Annotated in this window: 28 protein-coding genes and 1 pseudogene; 11 read left to right on the forward strand and 18 right to left on the reverse strand. The window is 66.8% G+C overall.

Annotated elements, in window-relative coordinates; all coding sequences use genetic code 11:
- The 9 genes and pseudogenes from KHO18_RS24635 to KHO18_RS24675 all read left to right on the forward strand — a co-directional run.
- A pseudogene (locus KHO18_RS24635) lies at positions 1–1,171 on the forward strand (hypothetical protein); the annotation flags it as partial.
- Complete coding sequence (locus KHO18_RS24640; protein WP_211944052.1) at positions 1,168–1,467, forward strand: phage fiber-tail adaptor protein; 300 nt, start codon at positions 1,168–1,170, stop codon at positions 1,465–1,467. The pseudogene KHO18_RS24635 and the gene KHO18_RS24640, both read left to right, overlap by 4 nt.
- Before the next feature lie 37 nt (positions 1,468–1,504).
- A complete protein-coding gene (locus KHO18_RS24645; protein ID WP_211944053.1) occupies positions 1,505–2,038 on the forward strand; it encodes a glycoside hydrolase family 19 protein in 534 nt (177 codons plus the stop codon).
- Complete coding sequence (locus tag KHO18_RS24650) at positions 2,038–2,268, forward strand: DUF7940 domain-containing protein (protein ID WP_211944054.1); 231 nt, start codon at positions 2,038–2,040, stop codon at positions 2,266–2,268. The genes KHO18_RS24645 and KHO18_RS24650 overlap by 1 nt, the downstream gene beginning before the upstream one ends.
- A 35-nt stretch (positions 2,269–2,303) precedes the next feature.
- Positions 2,304–2,642, forward strand: a complete 339-nt coding sequence (locus tag KHO18_RS24655; protein ID WP_211944055.1) for a hypothetical protein — start codon at positions 2,304–2,306, stop codon at positions 2,640–2,642.
- Positions 2,626–3,057 carry a hypothetical protein gene (locus KHO18_RS24660; RefSeq protein ID WP_211944056.1) on the forward strand — a complete coding sequence of 144 codons (432 nt, stop codon included), beginning with the start codon at positions 2,626–2,628 and terminating at the stop codon, positions 3,055–3,057. The genes KHO18_RS24655 and KHO18_RS24660 overlap by 17 nt, the downstream gene beginning before the upstream one ends.
- Positions 3,054–3,233, forward strand: a complete 180-nt coding sequence (locus tag KHO18_RS24665; protein ID WP_211944057.1) for a hypothetical protein — start codon at positions 3,054–3,056, stop codon at positions 3,231–3,233. The genes KHO18_RS24660 and KHO18_RS24665 overlap by 4 nt, the downstream gene beginning before the upstream one ends.
- A complete protein-coding gene (locus KHO18_RS24670) occupies positions 3,230–3,607 on the forward strand; it encodes a DUF6527 family protein (protein WP_211944058.1) in 378 nt (125 codons plus the stop codon). The genes KHO18_RS24665 and KHO18_RS24670 overlap by 4 nt, the downstream gene beginning before the upstream one ends.
- Positions 3,601–3,981 carry a hypothetical protein gene (locus KHO18_RS24675; protein WP_211944059.1) on the forward strand — a complete coding sequence of 127 codons (381 nt, stop codon included), beginning with the start codon at positions 3,601–3,603 and terminating at the stop codon, positions 3,979–3,981. The genes KHO18_RS24670 and KHO18_RS24675 overlap by 7 nt, the downstream gene beginning before the upstream one ends.
- Positions 3,982–4,131: 150 nt before the next feature.
- On the opposite strand, the gene KHO18_RS24680 is transcribed toward KHO18_RS24675, so the two are convergent.
- The 12 genes from KHO18_RS24680 to hisD all read right to left on the reverse strand — a co-directional run bounded on the left by KHO18_RS24680 (position 4,132) and on the right by hisD (position 15,132).
- Positions 4,132–4,353, reverse strand: coding sequence for a hypothetical protein (locus KHO18_RS24680; protein WP_211944060.1), 222 nt, complete (start codon positions 4,351–4,353; stop codon positions 4,132–4,134).
- 272 nt (positions 4,354–4,625) lie between these two features.
- Entirely contained in the window at positions 4,626–4,844 is a 219-nt protein-coding gene (locus tag KHO18_RS24685; RefSeq protein ID WP_211944061.1) for a DUF2188 domain-containing protein, read from the reverse strand.
- Positions 4,845–5,276: 432 nt separating this feature from the next.
- On the reverse strand, positions 5,277–5,684 hold the full coding sequence (locus KHO18_RS24690; RefSeq protein WP_211944062.1) for a hypothetical protein: 408 nt from the start codon (positions 5,682–5,684) through the stop codon (positions 5,277–5,279).
- 255 nt (positions 5,685–5,939) lie between these two features.
- Positions 5,940–6,941 (reverse strand): Bug family tripartite tricarboxylate transporter substrate binding protein, encoded by a 1,002-nt coding sequence (locus KHO18_RS24695; RefSeq protein ID WP_211944063.1) that lies wholly within the window; start codon positions 6,939–6,941, stop codon positions 5,940–5,942.
- A gap of 41 nt (positions 6,942–6,982) precedes the next feature.
- A complete protein-coding gene (locus KHO18_RS24700; protein ID WP_144195670.1) occupies positions 6,983–7,846 on the reverse strand; it encodes an isocitrate lyase/PEP mutase family protein in 864 nt (287 codons plus the stop codon).
- A 39-nt stretch (positions 7,847–7,885) separates the two neighbouring features.
- A complete protein-coding gene (leuD, locus tag KHO18_RS24705; RefSeq protein ID WP_144195668.1) occupies positions 7,886–8,491 on the reverse strand; it encodes a 3-isopropylmalate dehydratase small subunit in 606 nt (201 codons plus the stop codon).
- A complete protein-coding gene (gene leuC / locus KHO18_RS24710) occupies positions 8,488–9,891 on the reverse strand; it encodes a 3-isopropylmalate dehydratase large subunit (protein WP_144195666.1) in 1,404 nt (467 codons plus the stop codon). Before leuC ends, leuD begins: the two co-directional genes overlap by 4 nt.
- A gap of 47 nt (positions 9,892–9,938) precedes the next feature.
- Positions 9,939–10,940 (reverse strand): Bug family tripartite tricarboxylate transporter substrate binding protein, encoded by a 1,002-nt coding sequence (locus tag KHO18_RS24715; RefSeq protein ID WP_244845059.1) that lies wholly within the window; start codon positions 10,938–10,940, stop codon positions 9,939–9,941.
- 87 nt (positions 10,941–11,027) lie between these two features.
- The gene (locus KHO18_RS24720; RefSeq protein WP_211944064.1) at positions 11,028–12,002 is read right to left on the reverse strand and encodes a 3-hydroxyacyl-CoA dehydrogenase; all 975 of its coding nucleotides are present in this window, start codon (positions 12,000–12,002) and stop codon (positions 11,028–11,030) included.
- An 18-nt stretch (positions 12,003–12,020) separates the two neighbouring features.
- Positions 12,021–13,040, reverse strand: coding sequence for a LacI family DNA-binding transcriptional regulator (locus KHO18_RS24725; RefSeq protein ID WP_211944065.1), 1,020 nt, complete (start codon positions 13,038–13,040; stop codon positions 12,021–12,023).
- Positions 13,037–13,804: an SDR family NAD(P)-dependent oxidoreductase gene (locus KHO18_RS24730; protein ID WP_244845061.1), complete on the reverse strand. Its 768-nt coding sequence runs from the start codon at positions 13,802–13,804 to the stop codon at positions 13,037–13,039. The genes KHO18_RS24725 and KHO18_RS24730 overlap by 4 nt, the downstream gene beginning before the upstream one ends.
- 5 nt (positions 13,805–13,809) lie before the next feature.
- A complete protein-coding gene (gene hisD / locus KHO18_RS24735; protein WP_144195657.1) occupies positions 13,810–15,132 on the reverse strand; it encodes a histidinol dehydrogenase in 1,323 nt (440 codons plus the stop codon).
- Between the two features lie 164 nt (positions 15,133–15,296).
- On the opposite strand from hisD, the gene KHO18_RS24740 reads away from it, so the two are divergent.
- Positions 15,297–15,974 (forward strand): DUF2968 domain-containing protein, encoded by a 678-nt coding sequence (locus tag KHO18_RS24740; protein ID WP_144195655.1) that lies wholly within the window; start codon positions 15,297–15,299, stop codon positions 15,972–15,974.
- Between the two features lie 106 nt (positions 15,975–16,080).
- Here the strand turns inward: KHO18_RS24740 and KHO18_RS24745 are convergent, their stop codons facing one another.
- The 4 genes from KHO18_RS24745 to KHO18_RS24760 all read right to left on the reverse strand — a co-directional run bounded on the left by KHO18_RS24745 (position 16,081) and on the right by KHO18_RS24760 (position 21,660).
- Positions 16,081–18,075, reverse strand: a complete 1,995-nt coding sequence (locus KHO18_RS24745) for a gamma-glutamyltransferase family protein (protein ID WP_377731486.1) — start codon at positions 18,073–18,075, stop codon at positions 16,081–16,083.
- Between the two features lie 346 nt (positions 18,076–18,421).
- On the reverse strand, positions 18,422–19,561 hold the full coding sequence (locus tag KHO18_RS24750; protein ID WP_144195653.1) for an acyl-CoA dehydrogenase family protein: 1,140 nt from the start codon (positions 19,559–19,561) through the stop codon (positions 18,422–18,424).
- 14 nt (positions 19,562–19,575) lie between these two features.
- Positions 19,576–20,772 (reverse strand): acyl-CoA dehydrogenase family protein, encoded by a 1,197-nt coding sequence (locus tag KHO18_RS24755; RefSeq protein ID WP_211944066.1) that lies wholly within the window; start codon positions 20,770–20,772, stop codon positions 19,576–19,578.
- Between the two features lie 162 nt (positions 20,773–20,934).
- Positions 20,935–21,660: a hypothetical protein gene (locus KHO18_RS24760; RefSeq protein WP_144196262.1), complete on the reverse strand. Its 726-nt coding sequence runs from the start codon at positions 21,658–21,660 to the stop codon at positions 20,935–20,937.
- Between the two features lie 138 nt (positions 21,661–21,798).
- Here KHO18_RS24760 and KHO18_RS24765 point away from each other — a divergent pair, with 138 nt between their 5' ends.
- Positions 21,799–23,031, forward strand: coding sequence for an MFS transporter (locus KHO18_RS24765; protein WP_244845065.1), 1,233 nt, complete (start codon positions 21,799–21,801; stop codon positions 23,029–23,031).
- Between the two features lie 42 nt (positions 23,032–23,073).
- Here the strand turns inward: KHO18_RS24765 and KHO18_RS24770 are convergent, their stop codons facing one another.
- Positions 23,074–24,423 (reverse strand): MFS transporter, encoded by a 1,350-nt coding sequence (locus KHO18_RS24770; protein ID WP_144196260.1) that lies wholly within the window; start codon positions 24,421–24,423, stop codon positions 23,074–23,076.
- Positions 24,424–24,656: 233 nt separating this feature from the next.
- On the reverse strand, positions 24,657–25,883 hold a 1,227-nt coding region (locus tag KHO18_RS24775), incomplete at its 5' end, for a c-type cytochrome (protein WP_244845067.1).

Genomic DNA, 25,883 nt, shown 5'->3' on the forward strand with positions numbered 1-25,883 from the left:
CGCGGGCGGAACCGCCTCGGCGGCCGGCCAGGCCGGGACGGCCAGTGCGGACGGTGGCTCGGGTGGCGGTGGTGGCGGCGGAACTGGCTTTGCCAACGGCGGGGCGGGCGGCCTGCCGGGCGGTGGCGGCGGGGGGATGGGCGGCGGCACCTCCACCAACCTCGCAGGCGCGGGCGCCGGCGGCCAGATCCGTATCACCTACACACCGGCCTCGGGCGCCACCGGAACGATCTCCGCGACTCTCGGCGGCGCCACTGCTGCGGTGGCCGGCAGCCTGCAGTTCACCGGCACTGTTTCGCGCACGCTGGGATCTGTAGCGCTCGCAGCGACCGGCGGGCAGTCGTTCACCGGTTCTGTTGCGAAAACACTGGGCGGCGTCACGGCTTCGGTGTCGGGTGGGCAGACCTTCAGCGGCTCGATCGGGGCTGCGCTGGCCGGCGTGAGTTCGGCGATTGCCGGCATGCAGGCTGTCTCGGGCGCGGTGTCTGCCGCGGTGGGCGGCGTCACGGCGGCCGTGGCCGGCAGGCAGGCGCTGTCCGGATCGACCGCTGCGACGTTGGCAGGCGCCGCTGGCGCGGTTGCTGCCATCCAGACGCACAGCGGGGCCGTGGCAGCGAGTCTCGGACCGCTGACCGCCTCCCTGTCGGGAATCGTCCTCGACGGCGCGGGCGGCGTCATTGCCGCAACACTGGCGCCCGCCACCGCCTCGTTCGCTGGGCAGCAGACCATGGCCGGCACCTTCGCGCCGGTGCTGGGCGGCGTGGCGCCGGCTATCAGCGGGTCGCAGACGATCGCCGGCACCTTGTCGGCCACGCTCGCGCCGGCGGCGGCGAACTTCACCGGCCTGGCGGCAGACGGCCTCGCCGGCGTGCTGGCCTCGACCTTGGGCGCCACGGTGGCCAGCATCGCCGGGCGCCAGACGCTCAGCGGCGCGCTGTCCGCCGTGCTGGCGCCGGCCACGATGCAGGCCAGCGGGATGGTGGTCGGCGAAGACAGCGGCCCTGCCGATCCTGCCGTGGTCGTGGTGCCGGCCGAGCGGCGGGTGGCCAAAGTGCCCGCAGAGAGTCGCCTGTACGTGGTGCCAGCAGAATCCCGCGCAGCGGCCGTGGCAGCTGAGCCGCGCGCCGCGCGCGTCGAGCATGAAACGAGAGGACTGGAGATACCAGGATGACCACAGCATTCCCGCCGAAGGACCCGGCCGCCGTCCTCGACTACCAGGTGGACTGGTCGGCATGGCTCGCGGAAGGCGAGACGATCAACGAGGGAGCCGTCGCCATTGCCGCGCCAGGGCTCACCGTGAACCCTGCCGGCAAGACCACCGCGGTGTCAGGCGGAAAGGTGACTTTCTGGTTGGGCGGCGGCGTGGCGGAGACGTTCTGCGAGGTGTCCTGCCAGGTCACGACCTCCGCCGGCCGGACCGACCGACGAACGATACCCCTGCGCGTCGCCGCGCGAACGATCACCTAGCCACCTTCGGGTGGCTTTCTCTTTTCTGGAGTGCGCGATGGACAGGCAGCTTTTCAAGATGGCGGCGGGCCTGCCGCAGGCGATGGCTGACCGCTGGTGGCCGCACGTCAGCGCGGCGTGGCAGGAATTCGACATCCAGACGGTGGAGCGACAGGCGGCGTGGCTTGCCCAGGTCGGCCATGAGTCCGGCGGCTTCATCTACACGCGCGAACTGTGGGGCCCGACGCCGGCGCAGGTCCGCTACGAGGGGCGCGCCGATCTGGGGAACACGCAGCCGGGTGATGGCAAGCGCTTCATGGGTCGAGGGCTGATCCAGATCACCGGCCGCGCCAACTACCGCGAATGCGGGGCCGCCCTGGGCATCGACCTCGAAGCCAACCCCGTGCTGCTTCAGGGCGACGCGCTCGCCGCGCGCTCGGCGGGCTGGTTCTGGCAGAAGAAGAACCTGAACGCGCTGGCCGATGCCGGCGAGTTCGTGCTGCTCACCCGCCGGATCAACGGCGGCACCAACGGCCTGGCCGACCGGCAGCAGCGTTGGGATCGCGCGAGGCGCGCATTGGGAGTCGTGTGATGAAGATCGTCGAGAACTGGAACAAGTTGTGGAAGAGCACCACAGTGCTGCTGTCGGCGCTTCTTGCCATGCTGGCCGCCGCGCAGGCGGTGCTGCCATCCGTGCAGGCGGCCATCGAGCCCAAGCTCTTCGCGCAGATCTCGCTGGCGCTGGCGGTGCTGATCGGCGCGCTGCGCTATATCGCCCAGCCATCCCTGAAGACGGACGAAGAGCCGACTGACAAACCGTGATCTGCCAGCAGAGCAGCTCGCACAACGGAGCCGTGATGGACCTCACAACGATGAATGTGCCGGGGGGCACGGGCGGGGCGCTTGGCTTCATTGTGGCCGCTATCGGTGGCGCAATCTGGTTCATCCGCAGCGCGTGGCGCAAGGATCGAGTGGAGGGCGCTCAGAGCCAGGCGGAGATCGACATCATTGCGCGCCTGTCCGAGCAGTTGGATAAGGCCAATGCGCGCGAGGCTCTGGCAAACCAGCGCGCTGACCTGGCCTACAAAGAGCGCAACGAGGCCTTCGCCGTGATCGGCGAGTTGAAGGCCAAAATCGGCGGCCTGGAAGCTCAGGTGCAGGCGCTGCGGGAGAAACTCGATGGCAAGGCTACGTGATTGGCTGGCGCGGTACCGGACGAAGTTCATCCTGATCGCGCACAGGATAGAGGCGGTGGCCGTCCTGATCCTGCTCCTGGGTGGTGGCATGGGAATCGGCTATTGGGCCTGCGTCTGGCAGTACCGTGACCTGATGGCGCAGCAGCGCGAGGACCATCAGGCCGAGATCGGCCGGCTGCAGCACGCATATACCCAGACGCTCCAGGCGCTGACGCCGAAGGTGACGGCCGCTGCCAGCGCGTCAGCTCAGGCGGCGGAAGCGTCGGTCGAGGCGGCCAAGTCCGTAAAGCGCGCCACGCGGCCCGCGCCCGCTGCCGCGCCGGCGGTGCCTCGTGCGCTGTCGGAGGCGGAGCGGCAGGATGTGAACCGAGACATTGAGGCAGCAAACCGGAAGGTGAGGGAGGCCCGAAAGTGAGAGTCCTGATGCTTTGCCTGCTGCTGACCGGCTGCGCTGCTCCGCCGCCGGCCGCGCCCGCGCCGCGCGACTGCCCGACGCTGCCCACCCTGAAGCCCGGCGCCGGCCGCGCCGACATGCTCGACCACATCCGCGTCACGGCGGACCTCTACGCGCGCTGCGCGGCGACAATATGACCCATCTATCGAAAGTCCTTCGGGAGGCTGCGCCCGGGCATCTCACCTTCTGGTGTCCCGGCTGCAAGGATTCGCACTCGATCCGCTATGGCGACGGGTCGGGCCCCCGCTGGGGGTGGAACGGCAACGCCGAGCGGCCCACGTTCACGCCCAGCGTGCTGGTGCGCAGCGGTCACTATGTCCCCGGCCACGAGAACGGATCGTGCTGGTGCACCTACTACGCCGAGCACCCGGACGAACCGGGCGACTTCGCCTGTGCCATCTGCCACACGTTCGTGACGGAGGGGAACATCCAGTTCCTCGGTGACTGCACGCACGAGTTCGCCGGCAAGACGGTACCAATGGTCGAGTTCCCGGAGGGGCGGGCATGTTGACGCTCCCGTTCGCATTGCCATGGCGCGCGATCGGCGCCGCGCTGCTGGCCGCTGGCATCTTCGCCGCCGGCTGGGCCGCCAATGGCTGGCGCAAGGATGCGGAGATCGAGCGCCTGAAGATGGCCAGCGCTCAGGCGGATCTGGCCAGCGCCAACCAGGCGCTCAGTGACCTGCGCGCCGCTGGCGCCACCATCCGCGCCAAGGCCGACGAGTTCGCCGGCATCCAGACCACCCTCGGCGCCAAACTCGACGCCATCCGGAAGGACCTGAAGAATGCTCCGAAGCTGCCTGCTGATTGCCGCCCTGACGCTGGCCGGGTGCGCCTCATGTCCGACGCCGTCGACGCGGCCAAGCAAGCCGCCGCCGCTCGATAGCGCGCTGGCCGCGCCATGCACGGTTCCCGACGCGCCGGCCGTTGCCGACTATGACGCTTGGCAGGAATGGGTGATGAAGGATCTGCTGGGCGCGCTGGGCGAGTGTGCCGCGCGGCATCGGAAGACAGTGGAGGCGTGGCCGGGCTGACGCTACCGCTTGACCGTCTCCGGCGGCACCGCGCCGGATCGCTTCACTGCATCAAGCACGACCTCCACTAGCACCATGCCGTCGATGTCCACTTCGTACAGCGTGCGACCACACATCGGGCAGGGCGCCTTTGTCGGAACCGTCTCGCCCCGTAGTCCAAGGTGGAACTCCGAGATTTCCACGGTCGTGCCGCAGATGCACTCGACCTCATCGATGACGTTCATGGTCTTCCCCTTGCAGCGTTGCGCTGCGTTGAGGATAGTCCTTGCACGACATGCGCGAATCGCCCGAAAGGGCCAGAAGATATTGGACCGTCAGATGCTGAACTGAGGGCATCTCCGTTTTCCGGCCAGACTACTTCATGACCTGGCCAGCCTTGCGCGGGCCCGCGCGCCGCACTTGCTGATCGGGCGCCCTCAGGCTCGAGCCGCCACGCGCGCGGCGCTGACCGGCAGAGTATCGGGCCAGGCCGCCGCCGAATCGTGCGGCATGGGCCTTAGCCCTTAACGTCGCGCGGGTCATGGCCGAAGGAATTCCGCTCGCGAATCTGGCCGTCCCGGCCATGGATCAGCAGCTCGACCTTGTCGCGCTGGGCGCGCTCGGTGCCGGCCCTGATTGCTTCTTCCTGAGTTTCGTAGGTGGTGCGCTTGCCGCCGCCGGCCGCCTCGACTGCCCAGCCATCGCCTGCCGGCACCACGTGAATGTCCGCTGCCATGATCGTCTCCTGAGTTGGTCAGGACAGTCTGGCGCCGACGCGGACAGAGCGGGTATCCGGCGCGGTCCTACAGAAAGCTGGATCCGATGGGCGAACAGGGCACAATAACGGTCAGCCCACAATAGGGAGACCGCCATGCCCGACATGTCGCGGGACGAGAAGGATATTGCTCAGTCGGATCGGCGCCTTGCGGAAGGTCGAGTACTCATTCGGCGGCAAATGGGCATTATTCGAGACTTGCGAGCAGCCTTCCAGCCGGACGAAGCGGCGATAAAGCTGCTTCAAGCACTACGGAAGGCTGTGACTACCGACCGGGCGCACCGTGCACGTCTCCGTGCACGCGTGGAGCAGCCAGATTGATCAGGGAATCGCCGCCGCTGGCAGCGGCGTCACTTTTTTCGCGCTGATCGAAGAAATTTAGTATTTCGGCACTCAGTTGCTCACTTTTCTTTCGGCAACGGTCAGTATCGTCTTCCGCACCTTCTCGATCACCCGCCGATGCTTGTCCTCTGCCTCGGACCAAGTCAGGGAGTCGAAGGTCTTGTCCAGGCCGCCGCCCTTGACCACGGTCCGGAATACGGGCGGGTCGTCATTCCTGAGGCTGGCCCAGCCGGAGAAGTAGGTCCAGACCTCCACGCCGAACTCGCCCAGCATGTCCCTGATCTGCCAGCCCTTGCTCTCGAAGCTCGCCCAGCGCGCGTGCACGCCGTAGTCATAGACCCGCACGGGCTCGCCCGGATCGTCCAGGATGTAGGAGCGGTCGTAGTCGGGGTCGATGGGGCAGGGCTCGTAGCCGCCAGCCGGTGCGGGCGGCCTGGGCATGGGGGAAAGACGGGGCATAGTCGATACTGTATGAATATACAGTGTAACTCCGTGCCGCCTGGCTCTGGGTGCCTCACTCGGGCGGCCTCCCACGATTTCCCCACAACGGCGCCAAGTGTTTGATTTACTGTAGATCGCGTTTCCCCTCCCTCGCACCAATCATCATTTGTGGGTTATTCGCCACAATTTCCTGCCTCACGCCGGCTACCCAGCCAACGCGGGTCGTCCCCTGCGTCGCGGCACAACCGGCCCCCTAACGAGACCGGTCACCCCTCAATTCAACGGAAAGCGCTTCGCCAACGCCGTGAACCGCTCATCTTCCTTGCGCACCTGTGCCGCGAATTCCTCTGGCGTATTCACCAGCGGCTCGGCGCCAACGGCCGTGATCGCTTTTTGCAGTTCGGCATGACCCATGGCTTCGCGCACGGCGGCGTAGATGCTCTGGGTGACGGCTGGCGGCGTGTCTTTCGGTGCGAACAGGCCGAACCAGGTGGTGTACTCGTACTGCGGCATGCCGGTCTCCACCACGGTGCGCACATCCGGCGCCTCGCTGAACCGATGGGTGCCCTGGTTGGCGACGATCTTCAGCGTGCCGGCCTTCTGGTGCGGCAGCGCCGAGGCCACGCCGGTCACGGCGAAGTTCACGTTGTTGGCGATCATGTCGGTGATGATGGCCGCGGTTCCCTTGTAGTTGACCACGATCAGGTTGGGCAGCGCTTCCGCCTTCAATTGCTGGCCGAAGAGCTTGGCGACGTTTTCGCCCGTGCCCATGGAGCAGGGCGTGGCGGCTGTCTTGCAGTACTTGATCAGTTCGGGCAGGGAGGTTGCGGGGAATTTTCCGTTGGCAACGATTGCGCCTGGCGATTGCGCGATGTTGGTGACGGGTACCAGGCTGGCCAGCGGGTCGGTGCCCGTGAAAGAGGGCGCGTGCTTGGTGAGGACGATGGCCGGCGTTTGCAGCAGCAGCGTGTAGCCGTCGGGCTTGGCCTCGGCGACCTTGCGCGTACCGATCAGGCCGTCGGCCCCAGGCAGGTTGACCACCAGCACGGGCTGGCCCCATTGTTCGCCGAGTAGCTTGGCCGTCGCGCGCGCCGAGGCGTCGGTGCCGCCGCCCGGCACATAGGGCACGACGATGGTGACGGGGCGATTGGGCTTCCACGCCGTCTGCGCCAGCGCGGGAGAGACCGCGCCCCAGGTGACGGCTGCCAGGGCGATGGCGCGCAGCAGCGGGCCCTGACAGGCGTGGCGGCGGGGGTTGTTGTGGGTGATCGGCATGTTGGGTCTCCTCCTATGATTTTCTAATGTTGATCGACGGGTCAGCGCGCCCAGCGCTTCTCGAAGTCCCAGACTTCTTCGAAGCCGATCAGCTTGCAGAACTCGTTGAAGTCCGCCATGGGAATCTCGGGCGACAGACTGGTGCCCGCATCCTTGAGGTGGCGCAGGGACTTCTCCATTGCGGCGGCGGCGACCAGGCTGGTCATGGCGGGGAAGATGGCGAGCGAGTAGCCGATCTCCTTGAGCACGCTGGCTGGCAGGATCGGCGTCTTCCCGCCGTCAGCCATGTTGGCCATCATGGGCAGGTCGAAGGCTTCGCAGGCGCGGCGCATTTCTTCCTCGGACTGGGGCGCCTCGAAGAACAGGATGTCTGCGCCAGCCTTCGCGTAGGCCTCCATGCGGCGCATGGCATCGTCCACGCCGAGGCTGGCGCGGGCATCGGTACGGGCGATGATGAGGAAATTCTCCTTGTCCTGGCGGGCTTCCGACGCGACCTTGATCTTCTCGACCATGTCCTCGATCGGCACGCAGCGCTTGTAGGGCGTGTGGCCGCACTTCTTGGGAAATTCCTGATCCTCGATCTGGATGGCGGTGACCCCGGCTTCCTCATAGCCGCGCACGGTGTGGTGCACGTTGAGCAGGCCGCCGTAGCCGGTGTCCGCATCGGCGATCAGGGCGGCCTTTGAGGTACGGGTGATGGTGCGCATGCGGTCCACCATCTGCGTATAGGTCGCGATGCCCGCATCGGGCAGGCCCAGGCTGGAGGCGGTGAGCCAGTAGCCGGAGCCGTAGATGATGTCGAAGCCGACCTTGTTGGTCATGACGGTGGCGATCATGTCCTGCACGCCGGGGATGACGATGAACTCGCCGGCAGCAAGCTTTTGTCGGAGGATGGGATTGGCCATGGCGGCTCCAGAAGGCAAGAAAATGAAGGGAAGTGCGGCTTAGTCCATCGAGGCCAGCCACGGCTGGTCGCGCTGCACGCGTGCCTCATAGGCGCGCAGCGCCGCGTCATGACGCAGGGTTCGGTCTACCTCGTCCTCGGCGGACAGCAACTGCTCCGCATGCCCGTCGGCGAGCGTGACGGGGATGACGCTGCCATCGGGAAGCTGCAGGCTGCGTTCGGCCACCCGCAGGTGCAGCGGCGCATCTGCTGCCCCGGCGAGTGCTTGCAAGAGGCGCGCATGATCCGCCGGCGTCACGGTGGCGGCCACCACGCCGTTCTTCACGCAGTTGTTGCGGAAGATGTCGCCAAACGACAGCGCCACCACGGCCTGCACGCCGTAGTCCGACAAGGCCCAGACGGCATGCTCGCGCGACGAGCCGCAACCGAAGTTCTGCAATGCGACCAGCACCTGCGGCGGCGCCGGTTGGGCCATGAACGCCACTTCCGGGCGGCCTTCGGCCAGCCAGTCGGCAAACAGGTGCGCCCCCATGCCGGTGCGCTGTACCAGGCGCAGGAAGCGTCCCGGGAAGATGGCATCGGTGTCGATGTCGTCGCGCTGCATGACCGCGGCGCGGCCTTGGATTTCTGCGATAACGGCTTTCATGCGAGGTACTCCCGGGGGTCGGTCAAGCGTCCTTGCAGGGCGGATGCCGCGACGGCGGCGGGGCTCATCAGGTGGGTACGGCCGCCTTGTCCCTGCCGGTTCTCGAAGTTCCGGTTGGAGGTGGAAGCGCAGCGCTCGCCCGGCGCGAGGCTGTCGCCATTCATGCCGATGCACATGGAGCAGCCCGATTCCCGCCACTCGAAGCCCGCGTCGACAAAGACTTTCGCCAGGCCCTCGGCCTCGGCCGCGCGCTTGACGCTGCCCGAACCCGGAACCACGAGCGCGCGTACGCCCTTGGCCACGTGGCGGCCACGCACCACGTCGGCGGCGGCGCGCAGATCTTCCAGTCGGCCATTGGTGCAGGAGCCGATAAAGGCCACATCGATCGGCACCGACGACAGCGCCTGGCCGATCTTGAGGCCCATGTAGGCAAGGTTCTCTTCCAGGCGGTTGCGCTCGGCGTCCTCGCCGAGCATGGCGCCGTCGCCGACGTTGCCGGAGAACGCAGCGCTGTCGGCTGGCGTGGTGCCCCAGGTGACGAGCGGGGAGACGGTGGCGGCATCGAACGCCACGCTGCGGTCGTAGTCGCCCGCCGCATCGGTGCGCAGCGCGCTCCATGCCTGCGCGGCCTGCTCGAAATGCTCGCGCGCGGCGCCCTGTACGCGGTCGCGCAGGTAGGCGAGGGTGGTCGCATCCGGTGCGATCAGGCCGAAGCGTGAGCCGGCCTCGATGGTCATGTTGCAAAGCGTGAGCCGCGCCTCCATCGACAGCGCATCGACCATCGGGCCGAAGTATTCGACGCCGTAGCCATTGCCGCCGCTGGTGCCGATGTGATGGATGATGGCCAGCGCCAGGTCCTTGGCGTAGACGCCCCTGGCCAGCGCGCCCGAGATGGCGATGCCCATCGTGCGCGGCTTGCGCATCCACAGGCTCTGGGTGCTCATGACATGGGCGACTTCCGAGGTGCCGATGCCCCACGCCAGCGCGCCCAAGGCGCCCAGCGTGGCGCTGTGCGAGTCGCCACAGACCACGGTGCTGCCCGGCAGCACGTAGCCCAGTTCCGGTGCGATGACATGGACGATGCCCTGCAAGGGGTGGTCCAGGTCGAACAGGCGCATGCCGGTGGCCTGCGCATTGCGCCGCAGGGTGGCGATCTGCTCGCGGCTTTCCGCGTTGGGGATGTGCGTCAGGCGGTCTGCCGTGGTCGGTACGTTGTGATCCTGCACGGCGATGTGGCGCGGCGAGGAGCGCAGCGCATGACCGGCCTCGGCCATGCTGGCGAAGGCCTGCGGGCTCGATACCTCCTGCACCAGGTGCCGGTCGATATAGATCAGGTCCTCGCCGGCATCGTTACGGGCAACCGCATGGGCCGCCCAGATCTTGTCGAATAAGGTTGTCATGGTGTGGGGTCACTCCGCATGGGCGGTGGTGGTGCCACCGCCCAAAGTCAATCGAGCTTGATGTGGGCAGCCTTGACGATTGCCTTGTTCTTGTCCAGGTCACGCACGATCTCGCGGCCATAGGCATCAGGCGTGCCCGGCGTGGCGACGATGCCGAGCGATGCCAGGCGCTCACGCATGGCGGGGTCGTTCAACACCTTCTGCAGCGCAGCGCTGAGCTTGTCGATCACAGGCTTCGGCGTGCGGGCAGGGGCCATCAGGCCAACCCAGGAACTGATCTCGAAGTCCTTCATGCCGGCCTCGATCAGCGTCGGTACGTTCGGCAACGAGGGCGCGCGCTCGCGCGACGTCACGGCCACCGCGTCGACCTGGCCGCTCTTGACGAAGGGCATGGCGCCGGTGACCGCTGCGAACGTCACGGGCAGGTTGCCCCCGACCACATCCAGCAAGGCCTGGCCGCCACCCTTGTACGGCACATGAGTCATCGGGATGCCGGTGCGCTGGTGGAACATCTCGCCGGCCAGGTGGGTGGTGCTGCCGTTGCCCGCGCTACCGTAGGACATGCCTCCAGCCACGGTCTTGGCGTAGTGCTGCAAGTCCGCAACGTTCTTGATGCCCAGCTTCGGATTGGCGGCGATCATCAGCACGGCGTCACCGATCTTGCCGATGGGCGTGAAGTCCTTGACCGGGTCGAAGGGCACCTTGGCATAGACATTGGGGTTGATCACCAGCGTGCCGTCATAGCCGAGCAGCAGCGTGTAGCCATCGGGGTCCGCCTTCGCCACCATCTGCGTGCCGATATTGCCGCCAGCGCCGGGCTTGTTATCCACCACGATCTGCTGGCCAAGCTGCTGGCCGAGCTTCTCCGCCACGATGCGGGCGCTGGTGTCGGTCACGCCGGCATTGGCGAAGGGCACGATCAGGCGGATTGGCTTGTTGGGATAGTCGGCTTGCGCATGCGCGGCGGATATGCCGCAAGCGGTCAATGCCAGGGTGGCGCCGAGCAGGCGGCGGCGGGCTTGGGCGGACAGGCTGAGAGGCTGTTTCACGATGGTTGTCTCCGGTCTTTGTTGTGGGGAAGGCATCGACGTGCCTTTTCTATGACGATTGCAGTGGAACTTCGAATGCGGTGTGGCTCAGGCTTGTGGGTCGCGGGCGCGACGGTTGGCGGCAAACGCCATCAGGTGTTCGTCGCGCCAGGCCCGTCGCGCTTCCAGATCGGACTGCGGCAGGTGCTCGCGGCGTTGCGCCTCCACGTCCCGGATCAGCGCCGGGTCCCAAGGTGTCTCGTGGCCGCGTGAATCCGCGATGCGCTGGTACAGCGGGCCCAGCCGCACCGCATAGTCGGCCACGCCGCCCGGCGCGTTCAGGTCGATGGTTTCGAACGGCCCCATGAATGACCAGCGCCAGCCCAGGCCGTCGCGTATGGTCTTGTCGATGTCCTCGCAACTGGCCACGCCTTCCTGCGCCAGCGCCCACGCTTCGCGCAACAGCACGGCCTGCAGCCGGTTCAGCACGAAGCCTTCCACTTCCTTGCGCACGTGGACCACGGTCTGGCCCACGGCCCGCATCAGGGCGTCGGCAAAGCTGACCGTGCCCGGCGCCGTTTCGGGCGAAGGCACCAGTTCAACCACCGGGACCAGATAAGGCGGATTGACCGGGTGTGCGATCAGCACGCGCGGCGAGAGGGGCAGGCCCAGGGCAAACGCCGATCCGGGGATGCCGGACGTGGAGCTGCCTACGACCATATCGGGCGAGGCCAGCGCGTCGAGATCCACCATCAGTTGGCGTTTCACCTCCACGCGTTCGAGCACCGACTCCTGCACATAGGCCACGCCTTCCACGGCCTCGGCCAGCGTGGCAACCGGCGTGATGCGGGCCAGCACGGTGGCGGGGTCCTCATCGATCAACCCGTGCCGCTGCAAGCCGGCCAGTTGTGCTGCGATAAGCGGCACGGCCTTGCGCGTGATCTCCGGGTTGGCGTCGAACATCTTGACGTGCAGGCCGGCACGGGCAAAGACGATGGCCCAGCCGGCGCCTACCAGACCGGCGCCGACGATTGCTACAGGGCGGCCGGCGCAGAGCGCCTGGATGTCGGGGGAATCGGTCATGTTGTCTTGCGTCTCCTGTTATGTGGCGTCGCGCACGCGTACGGTGCCGCGCTCAACCAACACGCAGGGCACATCCACGCTGCTCGCCATGACTTGTCCGCCGATCTGCTCGAACAGCAGGGTCCGCGTGGCATCCACCATCTGTTCCACGTTCTGCTGCACGGTGGTCAGGTCGAATGACGGCCACGCGGCCTGCGGCACGTTGTCGAAACCCACCACGGAAACATCGCGCGGCACTTGCATGCCTAGCTCGGCACGCAGGGTCTCCAGCGCGGCGATGGCCATGTGGTCATTGGCGGCGAACAGCGCGTCCGGGCGGTTGTCGGGGTCACGGAACAGCGCGAGCACCGCGCGCCGCGCTTCGGCGAAGTCGTAGTCGCCGACGCCCCGGGCATGCAGCGGCAGGCCGGCTGCAGCGAGGGCATCGCATAGCCCGGCCTCGCGGTCGCGGCTGGTCGATGCGTTCTCCGATCCGGCCAGCCAGGCAATGCGGCGGTGGCCGGTGCGCACCAGCAGTTCTCCAACGAGCCGGCCGCCCGCGCGGTTCTGCGAGGTGACCGAGCTGGTCGAGTAGCCGCCCATGGGTCCGACCTGCGCCACCCGGTTGAACAGCACCACGGGAATGCCGGCGTTGATGCAGTCATTGGCGAGCGCCGACGACAGCGTCGTAGAGGCCATCACGATGCCATCGACCTGGTACTGCAGGATGTCCGCCAGGACGTTGTCAGCTTCTTCCGTCTCGCTGATAAACAGCAGTACGTGATAGCCATCCTGCTGTAGTGCCTGGCACAGGCGTTCGATGACCACCGGGTAGAACTGGTTCTCCAGGTAGCTCATGACCAGCCCGATGATCCGGCTGCGGCGGGTGATCAAGCTGCGGGCGATGGCATTCGGCCGGTAGCCCAGCTTGCGGGCGGCGGTCTCGATCCGTTCACGGGTCTCGGGCGCTACGCTGGCGCCGGGCGTGAACGTGCGGCTGACGGCGGACTGCGAGACCTCCGCCAGGCGGGCCACATCATGGGCGGTGACTTTTTTCATGCCGCGGTCCATCCCCCGTCAAGCATCAGCGCGCTGCCCGTCATCAGGCTGGAGGCGTCGCTGGCGAGGAACACCACCGGGCCCATGATCTCGTCGATCCTGCCCAGCCGGCCCAGCGCGATCTTGTCGAGCACAAAGCGGCGGAACGATGCGTCCTCGAACATCGGCGCGGTGAGCGTGGTCTCGATAAAGGTGGGGCATAGCGTATTGACGCGGATGCCCGCCGGCCCCAGTTCCCAGGCCAGGGCCTTGCTCATGCCCTCCACCGCATGCTTGCTGGCGCAGTAGAGCGTGCGGCGGGGGCTGCCCACGTGCCCCATCTGCGACGAGACATTGATGAAGGAGCCGGGCAGGCCGGCTGCCTGCAGGCTGCGTGCCACTTCACGGGAGACATAGAAGGTAGCTTTCACATTCAACGCAAAGACCGCGTCGATGTCTTCGTCGGGCGTCTCGGTCAGCAACTTGGGGCGGTTCATGCCCGCGTTGTTGACGAGGATCTGGAAGGGTGGGCGGCTGCTGATCGCGCGCTTGACCGCTGCGGGGTCCGTGACGTCCAGCACCATGAAGTCGGCGCGGGCCCCTTGCGCGCGAATGGCGGCGCAAGCGGCTTCCAGCTCGGCACCCGACCGGGCCGCCAGGGTGACCTCGGCACCAGCCTGCGCCAGTGCCCCGGCCGCCGCTAAGCCCAGCCCCCGGCCTCCGCCGGTGACGAGGGCGCGCTTGCCGTCGAGACGAAAGCCGGTGAATGCCGGCAGTGGCGTCACGGCTGTCACCCCTGCAAGGCCGGCACCGGCGCGTACCACGGCACGTCCGGACGGTCGCCGTAGCGGCGCACGCGGATGTTGGCCTGCTCGCCATGGCCGGCAAAGTTCTCCATATGGCACAGGCGCGAGCAGTATTCGCCGATCTCGGCGCTGGCGGCGTCCGTCGTCACGCGCTGGAACGTGCAGGTCTTCAGGAACTTGCCGACCCACAGGCCGCCGGTATAGCGCGCCGCCTTGTTGGTGGGCAGCGTGTGATTGGTACCGATGACCTTGTCGCCAAAGGCGACATTGGTGCGCGGCCCCAGGAACAGCGCGCCGTAGTTGGTCATCTGGTTCAGGAACCAGTCGGGATCGCGGGTCATCACCTGCACGTGCTCCGAGGCGATTTCATCCGCCTTCTGCAGCATCTCTTCCCGCGTATCGCAGACGATCACCTCGCCAAAGTCGGCCCAGGCCTTGCCGGCGATCTCCGCGGTCGGCAGGATCTTGAGTTGTCGCTCGATTTCGGCCATGGTGGCGTGCGCCAGCGCTTCGCTGTCAGTCAGCAGCACGGCCGGCGAGGTCAGGCCGTGCTCGGCCTGGCCCAGCAGGTCGACGGCGCAGATTTCGCCGTCTACCGAGTCGTCGGCAATGACCAGGGTTTCGGTGGGGCCGGCGAACAGGTCGATGCCGACACGGCCGAACAGTTGACGCTTGGCTTCCGCCACGAACATATTGCCCGGGCCGACCAGCATGTCCACGGGCGCGATGCTGGAGGTGCCGACGGCCATTGCCACCACCGCCTGCACGCCGCCCAGCACCAGGATCTCGTCCGCGCCCGCCATGTGCATGGCGGCGACGATCGCCGGATGGGGCTCACCGTGGAAGGGGGGCGCCGTCGCCACCACGCGCTTGACGCCGGCGACCTTGGCGGTCAGCACGCTCATGTGGGCGGAGGCCAGCAGCGGATACTTGCCACCCGGGATGTAGCAGCCGACCGCATTGACCGGCACATGGCGGTGCCCCAGGAACACACCGGGGCGGGTTTCCACCTCAACGTCCAGCATGGAGTCGCGCTGGATCTGTGCGAAGTTGCGAACCTGAGCTTGCGCAAACCGGATGTCCTCCAACTCGCGTGCTGACAGGCTGTTCATCGCCTTCTCGATGGCGGCCTGCGGCAGGCGGAAATCCTGGGGATCCCAGTTATCGAACTTCTTGCTGTACTCGCGCACGGCCGTATCGCCGCGCGCCTCGATGTCGCGGATGATGCCTTCAACGGTATTGCGGACGGCGGTGTCGTCATTGGCACGTGCCTGGACGTCACGTCCACGCTTGAGGTAACGAATCATGGGGAGTTCCGGGGTGGGTTGTGCATACGTATGCAGACTAACTTTCTTGCATTCGTATGCAAACTCAGTGTTTTCCCTAGCGATGCCCGCGTGACGGGTAAGGCTCAAGTATTCTCCGAACCTGCCGTTAGCCGTAGATCGCCCGAGGTCCTAACACTAATAACATGCTCGAAAAATCCTATTTCCCCCGACTGTTCGCCAGCGTTCTCGCAGCGAGCCTGGCGTTGTGCGGCGCCGGTGCCTGGGCCAGTACCGATCCAATGGCAGCCGAAGTGTCGGCTGCGGAGGCGGACCGGTTGTCGGACGCCTCGCCGGCGCGTCTTGTGGCGGAGCTTCAGCAGCGCATCCGTGACAAGTCTGTGCGTGAGTTGCGGGCAAGCGCCAATGGCGAATACGCCACGACCCTGATGCTGGCGGAAGACGAAGTGGTGTGCTACGTGGGGCTGCTCTACCAGAACAAGCTGTGGCGCGTGTCGCGTTTCAGCTCGCTGGCGAGCGCCGAGTCGGCGTACCGCAAGGCCACCGCGCAAAGCGCGGCCCTGGCCGATCAGGCGATCCGGCGGCAGGTCTTGGCCACGGAGCAGCGCCAGGTCGAGCGTGCGATCCAGAGTGCGGAAGCTCAGGCCGATGCCCTGGCCACGGAATTGCGTGCGGAACAGACGCAGCGTGAGCAGTTCAACGAAGACCAGAAGATGGTCCGCGCCGAGAACGAATCCCGGGAGGCGGACAACCGCAGTGCGCGCAGCCAGCTGGCGAAGCTGCGGCAGGAAATTCGTCGCCTGGAGGCATCCCTGGCGGATTCCGGCCAGAAGCTGCCGGTGCCCGAGAAAACGCGGCGCTAGCGTCATCGCCCGGCCCGGGACGACAGCTCCCAGGCCGGGCCGGATGCATCCATGGAGGGGGGAGGGGCGCAAGCCGCTCCCCCCTCATGCCATACCGCCATGTCGGTCAGGGGTTGAACGTATCCCCGAGGACCACCCCCTCGCGGCGCGGATCCGTGCCGCCCATCCACACCGCCGCGCCGCCGGACTGGCTGCGCAGGACCGTGTTGACCCCGCTCGATTGCGCGCTTATCGATACCGTATGACCCAGGGCGCGCAGGCCCGTGACCAGCGGATCGTTGCCGCCGTTGTTCGTGGCGTCGATATTCGGATGCTCGCCGCCGACGGTGGTGCTTGGGTTGTTGCTGGCGCCGAAGTCAACGAGACCCGAAGACTGCTGGGCGTTGAGCCCCCAGTCGAGCACGCCCACGAGCGTCTTCACGACGTATTGCGGGATCGTGCCGCCGCCCGGCGAGCCGGTGGCCATCAGGAAGTCGCCAATCGACCCATCGGCGGCCTGACGGAACACCATCGTCGGCGCCATCGAGCTGCGCGGCCGCTTGCCGGGCTGCACCCGGTTGGCCACCGGTACACCGCCGCTGTCAGTCGGCTGGGCCGAGAAGTCGGTCAGCTGGTTGTTGAGCAGGAAGCCATTGGTCATGTGGAACGACCCCATGCTCGATTCGACCGAGGTGGTCGCGCTGACCACGCTGCCGTCGGCATCGACGATGGTGAACTGGTTCGTACCATGCTCGATCAGCGACGCCACGCCGAGTGGCACCGAGCCGAGGTTCCCGGCCGTGGCCGTGCCCATGCTGACGGTTGGCGAGATCAACGCCGCGCGGGAAGCCAGATAGGGCTTGTTCAGCATGGTGTTGGCCGAGCCGCCGGGCAGGGGAACGAAATCGGTATCGGCCACGTATTTGTCACGGTCGGCGTAGGCCAGCCGTTCGGCTTCGCTGACGAAGTGCACGCCGAGCACGGTGGGCTTGCCGCCTTCGCCGTCGATGGCGGTCGGCTTCAGTGCGGCGAGGTCGAAGTTCTCGAGAATCCCCATCGCCGACAGCACCGTGATCCCGCCCGACGTCGGCGGCGGCGCCCCGCAGATCCAGTACGCGCGGTACGTGATGCAGACCGGGTCGCGCTGCTTGGCCTGATAGTTGGCCAGATCGGCCAGCGTGGTCTTGCCCGCGGTGATCGGCGAACCGTCCGTGGCGGCTGTCGTGCCGATCTTGGCGATGATGTCGCTGGCGATCTGGCCCGTGTAGATCGCATTGGCCCCGTTGGCGGCCATCTGCGTCAGGGTGTTGGCGTAGGCCGGATTCTTGAGCACCGTGCCGAGCGCCTTGGGCGTGCTGTCGGCGTTGAAGAAGTAGGCGAGCGCCTCCGGGTCGCGCCTGAGTGAGGTGGCATTGCTCTGGATGGCGGCGGCCAGGCGTCCGCCGATCGGGAAGCCGTTGGTGGCCAGCGTGATGGCGTCGCCGAACAGGTCCTTCCACGCGAGCTTGCCGTGCTCCTTCTGCACGCGTTCGATCAGGCGTGGGATGCCGACCGTGCCGATGGAGCGGCCGCTGGCGCGGGCGCTCGGCACGGGCGGATTCGTGTTGGTGGCGTCGTCGATATAGCGCAGATAGTTCTCGGTGGCGGCGGCGGGCGCCGATTCCCGGCCATCGTAGGCCTGCACGGCGCGCGTGCGGGCGTCGTAGTAGAGCATGAAGCCGCCCGAGCCCATGCCGGTGGCTTCCGGCACGGTCAGCCCCAGCACGGACTGTACGGCCACCGCGGCATCCGCCGCGCTGCCGCCTTTCTTGAGCACCGCGCAGCCGGCCGCGCTGGCATAGGCGTTCGACGACGACACCATGTAGGTCTTCGCATAGACCGGCTTGAGCCCCGTACGGTAGCCGGACGCTGGCTCGGGCAGGGACGGGTCGCCGGGCTGGCTCGATCCCACCACGACCGTGCTGCCGTCGTTGGCCAGTACCTGGCAACTGGTGTCGGCCTGTGGGGTGGTCGGCGTGGTGGGGGGTGTGGCTGGCTTGTCATCGCTGCCGCCGCACGAAGCGATCAGCAGGGTACTGGCAATGGCAATGGCGGTGGCCAGCGCCAGCGGGGTTTTCTGAATGTGCAACACGATCTTTCCTCCAAAACTACGACGTGAAAGAACAAGCCCGAGGGCTCGGACTGCAGTGCTGCAAGCTGGTTGGGCGTTGGCATGTCGTCGCGCACGGGCGTGCCCTGGCCCTGCTGGCGCGTGATGGACTGCGGTGTGAAACAGCGCGAAAAGCGACCCCGTCCCCCGACGGGGCGAGCTGTCGGGGGATGCGGTATCTGGAGCCGGAATCGGGAGGTGGAGCGCTACGAAGAGTCGGTGTCAGTCATGACGCGCTAGACACTTTTTATGGGGGAAGTGTCTAGCGTAGTACACAACTATCGATATGCAAGTGCGTCAAGCCACGTTTCGTGGGCGGTCAGTCGGGCGCGCCTGCCATGACCTCGCCGTAGCGCTCCATGTGGAAGTCCGTATCGCCGAACAATACGTCCACCATGGCGAGCTGCTTGAAGTAGTCGCCGACCTCCAGTTCGTCGGTCATGCCCATGCCGCCGTGGAGTTGCACGGCTTGCTGGCCGACGAAACGCGCCGCCCGGGCCACCACTACCTTGGCGCCGGCGAGCATGCGCCTGCGTGCAGCGGCATCGGTCTCGTCGAGCGCCCGCGCGGCCACGTACGCCATCGACAGCGCGAGTTCCTTGTGTACCAGCATCTCGGCCATGCGGTGCTGCAAGGCCTGGAACGTGGCGAGTGGCGTGCCGAACTGCCGGCGCGTGCGAAGGTATTCGCCCGTCAGTTCGATCAGGCGCTCCATCGCCCCCACTGCGGCGGCGCATTGTGCCGCAATGCCGTGGTCGAGACCATGTTCGAGCGCGGCCAGGCCGGCATCGGCGCACCCTACCCGCGCACTGGCTGGCACCGTCACGCCCTGCAGCCGCAGGTCGGCGCCGCGCAGGCCGTCCATGGTCGGATAGCTGGTGACGTGCAGCCCTTCGGCATCGCGCGGCACCAGGAACAACGCGAGATCGCCCTCGGGCGCCGGGAGCCGTGCGCTGACCAGATAGGTGTCCGCCGCATCGCCATGCCAGACCAGCGACTTGACGCCATCGAGCCGATAGCCGTCGCCGTTATGCACGGCCGTGGCCTGGGCGGCTTCCGGGCGATAACGCGTGCCCGGTTCGAGATAGGCGAGGGCGAGCACGCGTTCGCCGCTGGCAAGCGCCGGCAGCCATGCCGCCTGTTGCGCCGCGCTGCCATGCTTGCCGAGCAGGGCCGTGCCGACCACCGCGCTCGGGATCACGGGTTCGGACACCAGCCCGCGCCCCAGTTCCCGGTGCACCACCAACTGGCTGGCCGGCCCTTCGCCAAAGCCGCCGAAGTCGGCTGGCACGGTGAGGCCCAGCACGCCCATCTCGGCCAGCGCCGCCCAGATGCCACGATCGAACGCGCCGCCGTGGCGGGCGATCTCCCGGCGCCGTGCGAAGGGATATTCGGCCTCGACGAAACGCCGCAGGCTGTCCGCCAGCATCTGCTGTTCTTCGCTGTAGTGGAAGTCCATGACTGTGTCTCCCTTCAGAATCCGATGATCATCTTGGCGATGATGTTCTTCTGCACCTCGTTGGCGCCGCCGTAGATCGACGTCTTGCGCATATCGAAGTAGCTGGCCGCAGCCGGCGATGCCCAGTCAGGCCCGCTGACCGGCTGCACGACGCCCGCCTCGCGCCACGCCGGCGCGTACGGCCACGCGTTCGGGCCCGCCACCTCCAGTTGCAGCATGGCGATGTCCTGTTGCAGCTCGGAGCCGCGGATCTTCAGGATCGAGGCTTCCGGACCGGGGCCACGGCCACCTTCCTGCGTGGCCACGCGCAGCAGGAGCATTTCCATGGCCATCAGGTCCATCTCGAGCCGGGCGATCTTGTCGCGCATGCGCACATCGTCGATCATCCGCCGGCCCTTGCCGTCAGTAGCCTGGGTGGCGTAGTGCTTGAGCAGGCGCATCTCGCGATGGCAATGGCCGATCCCCGCGATGGACGTGCGCTCATGGCCCAGCAGGTACTTGGCGTAGGTCCAGCCACGGTTCTCCTCGCCCACCAGGTTCTCGACCGGCACCTCCACGTCTTCGAACCACGTTTCGTTGACGTCGTGGCCGCCGTCGAGGGTGGTAATCGGGCGGATCGTCACGCCGGGGCTCTTCATGTCGATCAACAGCATCGAGATGCCGTCCTGGGGCTTCGCCTCGCCATCGGTGCGGACGAGGCAGAAGATCCAGTCGGCGTACTGCGCATAAGACGTCCACGTCTTCTGGCCGGTCACGATATAGCGATCGCCCTGGCGCACGGCGCGCATCGTCAGCGAGGCGAGGTCGGACCCCGCGCCGGGCTCCGAATAGCCCTGGCACCAGAAGTCCTCCATGGTCGGAATGCGCGGCAGGAAGTGGGCCTTCTGTGCGGCGTTTCCGTACTTCTGCAGCACCGGGCCGATCATGGCCAGGCCGGTCGGCAGCAGACGCGGGGCGTCGGCGTTAAAGGTCTCGATCTCGAAGATCAGCCGTTGCAGGGCGTTCCAGCCCGTGCCGCCGTACTCGACCGGCCAGTTCGGCGCGCCCCAGCCATGCGCCTGGAGGATCCGATGCCACCGCACGAAGTCGTCCTTGCCCAGACGTTGGTGGTTGCGGACCTTGTCGGCGATGTCGGCGGGCAGGTGGCTCCGCACGAAGGCGCGGACTTCCTCGCGGAAATCCTGTTCGGCTCGGGTGAATCGCAAGTCCATGTACGGCTCCCTGCTGGCTGTTGGTCAGATCAGGGGGACGAGCATATCGGCGGGGGGCCTCGGCTACCCTCCCCGACATGGGTAGGGGCGAGGTCGAGGTGACCGATATGAAGCAGGTATCGGGATACGGCAGGCATTTGACGCAGCCGGCGACTGATGCGGTCAGTCAGCTGGCCGCCACTGGCCGGAGTCGTGGCGGACGTTGACTCTTTCGCCATGGCGCCGGACTTGCTCGGCATGCAGGGTCGCGGCGGTGGCCGGGTCAATATCGAATTTCACGTGGAGCGCCTGTTCGACAGGGGCACTTTCGACGGGAAGCTCCCAGGACAGGAATAGCTGTGTCCAATCGTGGTCCGCGGGAAAGTCGGCCAGATCGAAGCCGTGGCTGCCGCGCCGAATCACGCCATGCGGCTGGCAGGTATCGAAGATCATTACCGTCCCCCGGCGCAGGGGGATGCGAAGATCCAGCGCTGGAAAATGGACGTCCAGCCCCTTGTCCTCACTCAGGAAGAGATTGCAGAAGGCGAGGCCGCCATATTGCTCTCCATCATGGTGATACCGCGCGCCGTGGCAAGCCATGAGCGCGATGTCGTTCGACAAAGGCATGCCGAACCTGCTCGCCCAATCTGAAACCGCCTGTACACAGTCCGGGTAATCGGGCCAGCGCATGCGGGCCCGTGGCAGGGACATCGGCTCGACGTCACCGGGCTCCAGCGTCATATTGGACGCGATTTCCCGCTCCCAATCCGCGCGCAGGCGGGCGGGCGGCTCGGGAATCTCGACCGTGCCGGATAACACGACGTCACTCACACTCCGGCTGCGGATGGCATCGTCACTCCAGAAGTAGGAAATGAGGGGGACTGGAGAGGGTTGGGGGATGGGGTGCATGGCCAAGAGTGTAATGCGGCGCCCCTATTCTGCAGGGCAGCGCTTCATCGGTATTCCCGAGGATGTATTTTCATTGACGATTCAACGAAAATGGTGCTTCCGGCCTGCACGCAGGCCGCTAATAACAAGAGCCTCCGCATGTCTCGTCTCGCCTCGCTGCGTCCCGCCTTGCCCATCCTGATTGGTGCCTCGGTCATGCTGTCGCTCGCCATGGGGCTGCGGCAGAGCCTGGGCATTTTCGTGCCGCCGCTGACGCGCGACATCGGGATTTCCGTGGGCGATTTCACGATCGCCGTGGCGGTACAAAACCTTACCTGGGGCGTGTTGCAGCCGTTTGCCGGCGCGCTGGCGGTAAGAACCGGGTTCCGTCCGCTGATGGTGGGGGGCGCGTTGCTGTACCTGATCGGGCTGGTGCTGCTTGCCACGTCCCAAGGACTCTGGGCGGTGGTGCTGGGCGCCGGCGTGCTGATCGGCATGGCGATGGCTTCCACTGGCACGGCGATGGCGATGGCCGCGGCATCAAGCGCCGTGAGCCTTCAGGTGCGCAGCCTTGTGCTCGGCTGCGTGTCGGCCTGCGGCTCGCTCGGGGCGATGATCGCCGCGCCGCTGGGGCAAAGCATCGCCAGCGAATGGGGCTGGCGCATGGGCGTGGCCGCCTTTGTGCTGCTGGCGCTGGTGATGTTGCCCGCCGCCTGGTTTGCTGGCCGCACTGACACATCGCGCCAGGCGCCCGCACGGGCGCAGCCGGAGCTGAGCGGCCGTCAGGCTCTAATGGGCGCGCTGCGGCATCCGCCGTTCGTGGTCATGGCGCTGGCCTACACCGTCTGCGGGATGCAACTCGTGTTCCTGACGACGCATCTTCCCGCCTACCTCGACATCTGCGGCATGGACCCGATGCTGTCCGCCAAGGCACTCGGCATGATCGGCGGTTTCAACGTGCTGGGCAGCCTGTTCTTCGGATGGGCAGGCGGGCGCGTCAACAAGCTGCTGTTGCTCGGCGGCATCTATATCTGCCGGTCCCTCGGCTTCATCTGGTTCTTCCACACCCTGCCGACCCCGGAAAGCACGCTGGTGTTCTCCGGGGTCATGGGGTTTCTCTGGCTGGGCGTGTCGCCGCTGGTGCAAGGATGGATTGCGCAGACGTTCGGCCTGCGCTGGCAGGCGATGATCGCCGGCGTGGCGTTCTTCAGTCACCAGATCGGCAGCTTTATCGGCGCCTTTGGGGGCGGCTGGCTCTACGACCTGATGCAGAACTATGCGCTTGCGTGGAAGGTTGGCGCCGCCCTGGGATTGACCGTGGGTCTGATGCAGATCGCCTTCGCGCTGCTCCCGAGAACGCCGTCCCCACATCTGGTACCCCAGGCGGAATAGACTGGAATAGGCGGCCAGAGGCGGGCCGCCTGTTCCGTCGCCTTAGTCCAGCGCGCGGTTCTTCGACTCCACGTTGACGGCGCCGATGGCGAATGCACCGGCGAGCAGCATGCTGGAGATCAGGGCCAGCGCCAGTGTGAAATGCGTGGCCATCACGGGGGCGATGATCGCGGGCGCGAACAGTCCGCCGAAGCGCGCCACGGCGCCGCAGGTGCCCATGCCCGTCGCCCGCAGGTCGGTGGGATAGACCTCGGGGGTGAAGGCATAGAGCGCGCCCCACGTGCCCAGCAGCGAGAAGCTCATGAGCAGGGTCGAGCCGACCACCACGATGGGATCGGTGCCGAAGCTGTACAGCATGCAGCCGGCCGCACTGAGCAGCAGGAAGCCGATCAGGGTGGGCTTGCGGCCCCAGCGCTCAACGCCGTAAGCGGACAGCGCGAAGCCGGGAAGCTGGACGATGGCGAGAACCACCAGGAACACCTGCCCGCGCATGAAGGCGAACCCTTCGGCGCCGAGCTTGATCGGCAGGTAGACGAACACGCCATAGTACGCAATGGAGATGAGCGCCCATGCCGCGAGCAAGGCGAGGCTGCGACGGCGCAGACTGCCCGAGAACAGCGCAAAGACCGACTTTGGCTCGACGCGCTCCGCCTGCAGCGGCGGGATGTCTACCTGCCTGCCGTTCACCTTCGCCACACGCTCCAAAACCTTGCGCGCTTCGTCGGATCTTCCGCTCCGGTTGAGGAACATCGGCGATTCCGGAATATAGAAGCGCAGGATTACGCCAATCAGCGCAGGAACGCCGGTGACGAGGAAGATCACGCGCCAGGCCTGGTCGCCATAGGCCAGGGCCGCGAGCGCCAGCAAGGCCAGGCAGATGGTGCCGAGCGCCCAGAAGGATTCCAGCAAGACCAGCCAGCGGCCACGGCGATCACGCGGCAGGAATTCCGCCATCATGGTGTAGTCGACAGGCAGCGTGCCGCCGACGCCAATCCCCGTGAGCAGGCGCAGCACCAGCAGCCAGGTCATGTCCGGTGCGAAGGCGGAGGCGACGCCGCACAGCGCGTCGATGACCACCGCCATCATCAGCACGGGCCGCCGGCCGATACGGTCTGCCAGGCGCCCGAAGAAGAACGCCCCCACCAGCATGCCGACGAAGAAGAACGTGCCGGTTTGCAGCGCCTGGGGCACGGTGATGCCGAACGTCTTGGCAATCGACGGGGCGCTGAAGCCGATGGACAGCACCTGCATGGCATCGGCCAGCCATACCAGCCCGAAGATGACGAACAATCGATACTGGAACTTGCCCACGCCCGCCGCCTCGATGCCGTTCTCCAGGGACACAGCAGCGGCCGAGGTGTGGCCAGCGGATCGATCGGAACTGTCGCCCATGGGGTGAGCCTTGCGGTACGTGGCGGAAGTCGGGGCCGCCACGGGGGGCAGGGCAGCCTCGGTGTCTTGATACGGGGATTGCATTGTCGCTCCTTATGGCGTCTTCGCCGTGCTTTGTCTACCCGGGATCTGGCCGCCGGGCGGCTCTGCGTTGTCGCAAAGTCCGCGCCAGCCGTCATGTGATCGATTTGGCATCGATTCTGTGTGCTGCTTGTGCTTCTCTACGGCCTGCTTCAATGCGAGGACTTGCGGAGCCTCGCGACGGTGTCTTCCACCCCATCCCAGCGGGGCTGGTCCGGTGCAAATCGTTCCCGCAGGTAGTGCACGAGCGCACTCACCTGGGCATCGTCGAGGCTGTCCGCAAAGCCGGGCATATAGCCGATGCCGGCGTGCGGCGGTGCCGAGGCACCATGCAGCACGACCTGGATCACGTTGTCCGGGCGCGCGCTGTGCAGATTGGTGTTCAGGGCCAGTGAAGGCTTCTCGCCGAACTGCGGCACGCCGGCGTTGCCCTGGTGGCATACCGCGCACGCATTCTGGTACAGCCTGTCCGTTGTGCCGGAGAGCCGCAGGGCGGCTGCGGCGCTGCGGGCTTCTACTGCCGCCACCTGCGCCGCCGCGGCCTGCTGCGTCCCTGCCTGCGTGGGCGAGGCCGGGTTGAGCGATGCAACGTAATGGGCGATCGCGCGCACATCGCCTTCCGGCAGTTCACGCAGGCTCTCCACCACCGGGGCCATCGGGCCCGCCGCGGCACCGTGCCGGGCGGCAAAGCCGGTGCGCAAGTACTGGAACAGGTCGTCCTCGGTCCACGGCACTGGCGCCTTCGAGAGTGCCGTCAAGGCCGGCGCTTCCCAACCCTCCGCTTCGCCGCCAGTCAGATAGGCCCTGCCACCCCGCTCGCCGCCCAGGGCGTTGCGCGGCGAGTGGCACGCGCTGCAGTGGCCCAGTCCATCGGCCAGATACGCGCCGCGATTCCATTGTGCGGAGCGCGAGGTGTCCGGTACGTATTGCTCGTTGCGGTGGAACAGCATGTTCCATCCAGCCAGCAGCGGCCGGGCGTTGAACGGGAACGCCAGTTGCGTTTCGGGTGGGCGCGATACCACCGGGTCGGCGGCCATCAGGTAGGCATAGAGCGCCTGCATGTCGGCATCGCTGACCTTGGCAAACGCCGTGTACGGGAAGGCCGGATAGAGCCGGCGGCCATCGCGATGGATGCCTTCGCGCATGGCGCGCTCGAACGCCGCGTAGGACCAGTTGCCGATGCCGGTCTCGGCGTCGGGCGTGATGTTGGTGGTATAGACGGTGCCGAACGGCGTTTCGAGCGCCAGCCCACCGGCATTGCGCGTGCCGCCTGGCGCCGTATGGCACACCGCGCAGTCGCCGGCGGCGGCTACCAGCCGGCCGCGCTCGATGGTCGCCGCCGAATACAGGCCGGGCCCGGGCGGCGCCACCGGGGCGAT

Origin of the sequence: Cupriavidus campinensis (assembly GCF_905397395.1) — a bacterium.
GTDB lineage: Bacteria > Pseudomonadota > Gammaproteobacteria > Burkholderiales > Burkholderiaceae > Cupriavidus > Cupriavidus campinensis.

What these genes read in the sequence shown, in the direction of transcription:
- KHO18_RS24695 (WP_211944063.1), bottom strand. Translation starts at nt 6,941, where the DNA reads ATGCCGATCACCCACAACAACCCCCGCCGCCACGCCTGTCAGGGCCCG.
- KHO18_RS24655 (WP_211944055.1), top strand. Translation starts at nt 2,304, where the DNA reads ATGGACCTCACAACGATGAATGTGCCGGGGGGCACGGGCGGGGCGCTT.
- leuC (WP_144195666.1), bottom strand. Translation starts at nt 9,891, where the DNA reads ATGACAACCTTATTCGACAAGATCTGGGCGGCCCATGCGGTTGCCCGT.
- KHO18_RS24770 (WP_144196260.1), bottom strand. Translation starts at nt 24,423, where the DNA reads ATGGGCGACAGTTCCGATCGATCCGCTGGCCACACCTCGGCCGCTGCT.
- KHO18_RS24755 (WP_211944066.1), bottom strand. Translation starts at nt 20,772, where the DNA reads ATGGACTTGCGATTCACCCGAGCCGAACAGGATTTCCGCGAGGAAGTC.
- KHO18_RS24680 (WP_211944060.1), bottom strand. Translation starts at nt 4,353, where the DNA reads ATGAACGTCATCGATGAGGTCGAGTGCATCTGCGGCACGACCGTGGAA.
- KHO18_RS24670 (WP_211944058.1), top strand. Translation starts at nt 3,230, where the DNA reads ATGACCCATCTATCGAAAGTCCTTCGGGAGGCTGCGCCCGGGCATCTC.
- KHO18_RS24725 (WP_211944065.1), bottom strand. Translation starts at nt 13,040, where the DNA reads ATGAAAAAAGTCACCGCCCATGATGTGGCCCGCCTGGCGGAGGTCTCG.
- KHO18_RS24690 (WP_211944062.1), bottom strand. Translation starts at nt 5,684, where the DNA reads ATGCCCCGTCTTTCCCCCATGCCCAGGCCGCCCGCACCGGCTGGCGGC.
- KHO18_RS24720 (WP_211944064.1), bottom strand. Translation starts at nt 12,002, where the DNA reads ATGACCGATTCCCCCGACATCCAGGCGCTCTGCGCCGGCCGCCCTGTA.
- hisD (WP_144195657.1), bottom strand. Translation starts at nt 15,132, where the DNA reads ATGATTCGTTACCTCAAGCGTGGACGTGACGTCCAGGCACGTGCCAAT.
- leuD (WP_144195668.1), bottom strand. Translation starts at nt 8,491, where the DNA reads ATGAAAGCCGTTATCGCAGAAATCCAAGGCCGCGCCGCGGTCATGCAG.
- KHO18_RS24750 (WP_144195653.1), bottom strand. Translation starts at nt 19,561, where the DNA reads ATGGACTTCCACTACAGCGAAGAACAGCAGATGCTGGCGGACAGCCTG.
- KHO18_RS24660 (WP_211944056.1), top strand. Translation starts at nt 2,626, where the DNA reads ATGGCAAGGCTACGTGATTGGCTGGCGCGGTACCGGACGAAGTTCATC.
- KHO18_RS24640 (WP_211944052.1), top strand. Translation starts at nt 1,168, where the DNA reads ATGACCACAGCATTCCCGCCGAAGGACCCGGCCGCCGTCCTCGACTAC.
- KHO18_RS24765 (WP_244845065.1), top strand. Translation starts at nt 21,799, where the DNA reads ATGTCTCGTCTCGCCTCGCTGCGTCCCGCCTTGCCCATCCTGATTGGT.
- KHO18_RS24740 (WP_144195655.1), top strand. Translation starts at nt 15,297, where the DNA reads ATGCTCGAAAAATCCTATTTCCCCCGACTGTTCGCCAGCGTTCTCGCA.
- KHO18_RS24685 (WP_211944061.1), bottom strand. Translation starts at nt 4,844, where the DNA reads ATGGCAGCGGACATTCACGTGGTGCCGGCAGGCGATGGCTGGGCAGTC.
- KHO18_RS24675 (WP_211944059.1), top strand. Translation starts at nt 3,601, where the DNA reads ATGTTGACGCTCCCGTTCGCATTGCCATGGCGCGCGATCGGCGCCGCG.
- KHO18_RS24760 (WP_144196262.1), bottom strand. Translation starts at nt 21,660, where the DNA reads ATGCACCCCATCCCCCAACCCTCTCCAGTCCCCCTCATTTCCTACTTC.
- KHO18_RS24700 (WP_144195670.1), bottom strand. Translation starts at nt 7,846, where the DNA reads ATGGCCAATCCCATCCTCCGACAAAAGCTTGCTGCCGGCGAGTTCATC.
- KHO18_RS24645 (WP_211944053.1), top strand. Translation starts at nt 1,505, where the DNA reads ATGGACAGGCAGCTTTTCAAGATGGCGGCGGGCCTGCCGCAGGCGATG.
- KHO18_RS24650 (WP_211944054.1), top strand. Translation starts at nt 2,038, where the DNA reads ATGAAGATCGTCGAGAACTGGAACAAGTTGTGGAAGAGCACCACAGTG.